The sequence below is a fragment of the Algoriphagus sp. genome, assembly GCF_024642405.1.
In the GTDB taxonomy this organism is placed as follows: domain Bacteria; phylum Bacteroidota; class Bacteroidia; order Cytophagales; family Cyclobacteriaceae; genus Algoriphagus.
On the sequence record NZ_JAHEBC010000430.1, the window covers coordinates 1 to 2956 of the forward strand.

At 41.0% G+C, this 2956-nt stretch carries 3 protein-coding genes; all 3 read right to left on the reverse strand.

Annotated features, from left to right (window positions below):
- Window positions 1–117: 117 nt before the first annotated feature.
- Window positions 118–1434, reverse strand: a complete 1317-nt coding sequence (gene fucP, locus Q0L68_RS18870; RefSeq protein WP_296705802.1) for an L-fucose:H+ symporter permease — start codon at window positions 1432–1434, stop codon at window positions 118–120.
- The gene (locus Q0L68_RS18875; protein WP_296705803.1) at window positions 1434–2204 is read right to left on the reverse strand and encodes an SDR family oxidoreductase; all 771 of its coding nucleotides are present in this window, start codon (window positions 2202–2204) and stop codon (window positions 1434–1436) included. The genes fucP and Q0L68_RS18875 overlap by 1 nt, the downstream gene beginning before the upstream one ends.
- A 23-nt stretch (window positions 2205–2227) precedes the next feature.
- Window positions 2228–2956: amidohydrolase family protein (locus Q0L68_RS18880; protein WP_296705804.1), on the reverse strand; the 729-nt coding region annotated here is incomplete at its 5' end.

Below are 2956 nucleotides of genomic sequence, written 5' to 3' on the forward strand. Positions count from 1 at the left end.
TATGGCAATCCACATAAGCTTGTATGGCCTCTTCCTCATCTTTTAGATCACAGATTAATACAAAAGTTTGGGTTTTCATTTTATTTCAATCTAGTTGGCTATTTCGAGTTGGAGGTTTTAAGCTTCCAACTTTGATACTTTTTTGACCCGAAGACTAAATAGTAAAACCATTACAAAGCAGGAGAGCGGAAGAATAAATGAGAAGTTTACCTCAGGAACTCCTAAAATCAAAGTGTCATCGTAAGCAATTCCACCGATGTCCATAATCATTCCTTGCAGTGTTGGCATAATTGCTCCGCCTACGATGGCCATTACTAAGTATGCCGCAGCAAATTTTGAGTCTTCACCCAATCCGTCCAGGGCAATTCCATAGATGGTTGGAAACATAAGTGACATCGCAAAAGAAATGGCAACTAGGGAGTAGAGTCCAGCCATACCGGGAAGAAATATGGCACCAGCGGTGAATGAAATTGCGAGAACTGAAAAGATGCTGAGCAACTTTGTAGGAGAGATAAACCGAAGTAAAAAAGTACAGATCCATCTACCAACCAAGAAGACTACTAATGCCGCATATCCATAATTTACTGCATCAGCATTGGAAATTCCCAACACTTCTGCATACTGATAAATATAGGTCCAAACCATGATTTGAGCGCCCACGTAAAACATCTGGGCAAGCGTTCCTTCAACAAAATTTCTGTTTTTCAACAATCTGCCCATAGTAGCCTTGAATTCTACTTTTCCTGTTTCTTTGTTCTCCGGCATTTTTACCAAGGCTATAATCACCAGAATTCCGATGACGACTAAACCCAACATCACATAAGGGTTTCGAATAACCATCAGATCAGCCGTTCTAATCACAGCTTTTGCTGATTCATCAAGCGAGGAAAAAATGATATTGCCATCAGCATCCGTTGCATTCGATTGAAGTGCATTCAAAATAAATTGCTTTGCCACAAACAAACCTGCCAAGGCTCCCATAGGATTAAAAGCCTGTGCTAAATTTAATCGCTGGGTAGCCGTAGCATCTGGGCCCATAGACAAAATATAGGGATTGGCAGTAGTTTCGAGAAAGGCTAAACCGAATGTAAGGATGTAAAGTGAGGCCAGGAAAAATCCATAACTTTCCCAAGCAGCTGCAGGATAAAAGAGTAATGCCCCAAAGCCATAAAGACCCAACCCCAATAAGATTCCAGTTTTATAGGAATATTTTTTAATGAAAAAAGCTGCAGGTAGTGCCATGGTAAAATAGCCTCCATAAAAAGCCATTTGAACCCAAGAAGCTTGGGTGTTATTTAATTCTAAGACGCGCTTAAAAGCCGCGACCATAGGATTGGTAATATCATTGGCAAATCCCCATAAAGCGAAAAGTGATGTAATTAAAATAAATGGGAGGACTAGGTTTTTGGGAACTAATGCTGGTTTTGGGCTCATCAAAGTGATCGGTCTAGGTGGGTGTATCCTCCGTCTACAAACAGGTGTTGACCGGTTATATGCGAAGCTTTATCAGAAAGTAAGAAAATGCTCATTGCCGCGATTTCCTCAGGGGTAGTCATTCGGTTTCCGAAAGGAATATTTTGGGTGATTTCAGCAAGTTTTTGCTCTGGGTTTTCAAAAGTCTGAATCCAGTTTTGATAAAGTGGAGTGTAGACCTCAGCAGGTATTACCGCGTTTACTCGGATTTGATAGGGTAGGAGCTCGACAGCCCATTCCCTGGTAAGAGAAAGTTGTGCCCCTTTGGCTGCTGTGTAGCCAGAAGTCCCTCCCTGACCGGTTACTGCAGTTTTACTACTGATATTGACAATAGCTCCCTTCGTTTTTTTGAGGTGAGGGAGTGCAAAATGTGCCAAGTGATAATAGTGAAATAAATTTTTGGAAACTGAATTGGCAAATGCCTCCGGTGATCCATGCTCCAAACCAACGCTGTCGTTTGCACCTGCATTGTTTACCAACCCATCAATTCGTCCAAACTTTTCAATTGCTAAATTCACTGCTTTTTCAGCATCTGAAGCGCTTGTTAATCGGATCGGAATCTGAAGGGATTTTAATGGGGCTTTTTCCAAGATTTTAATTCCTTCCTTTTCAGAGGGATCAATAATCACAGGAATTGCCCCTTCCTCAATAAGCCCTAAAGAGATTGCCCCTCCAATTCCTTTAGCTCCCCCACTTATTAAAACTACTTTGTCTTTAAGATTTAAATTCATTTTGGGTTTTGTCAAGCTTTAATTTATTCCTTTATCCCGTAAAATTTGGCTGCATTTTCTCCCAAGATCTGTTTTTTCTCAGTGGTAGAGAGCTTATTTGTAAATCGATCTACCAAATCAAAAACTTGCTCGTATTCGGCTGCTACCAAACATACTGGCCAATCGGACCCAAACATTAATCTGTTTGGCCCAAAAGCTTCCAGCATGACATCCATATAAGTCTGAAAATCATCTGGTTTCCATCCTTTCCAATCTGCTTCTGTGACCATCCCGGAAAGCTTACAATAGATATAATCCCTTTCTGCAATCAGTGCCATTTCCTTTTTCCATTCCCTCCAAATACCCAATTTGATATTTGGCTTGGCTAGGTGATCAATGACAAAGTGTTGCTCAGGACTTGATTTTATAAATTGGAGTGTTGCTTCCAGTTGGTTTGGGAAAACAAGAATGTCGTAGGTGTATCCTCTTTTACCAATTTTCTCAATGCCACGGATAAAGTCTTTTCGAAGCATATATTCCACGGGCTTGGATTGAAGTATTTCCCGATAACCTTTGAGTTTTGGATGTTTTGCAAATTGGTCTAGATCTTTATCCAAGGCATCGCTGCCTAGATCCGCCCAGCCTACGACTGCCTTGATTTCTGTATGTTCCTCCGCTAAATCGAGAAGGAAGGCTGTTTCATGAAAACTTTCATCAGCTTGAACGGCCACGCAACCTTCAATTTTATGTTGGGATAGCAAAGGCAAAAGGTC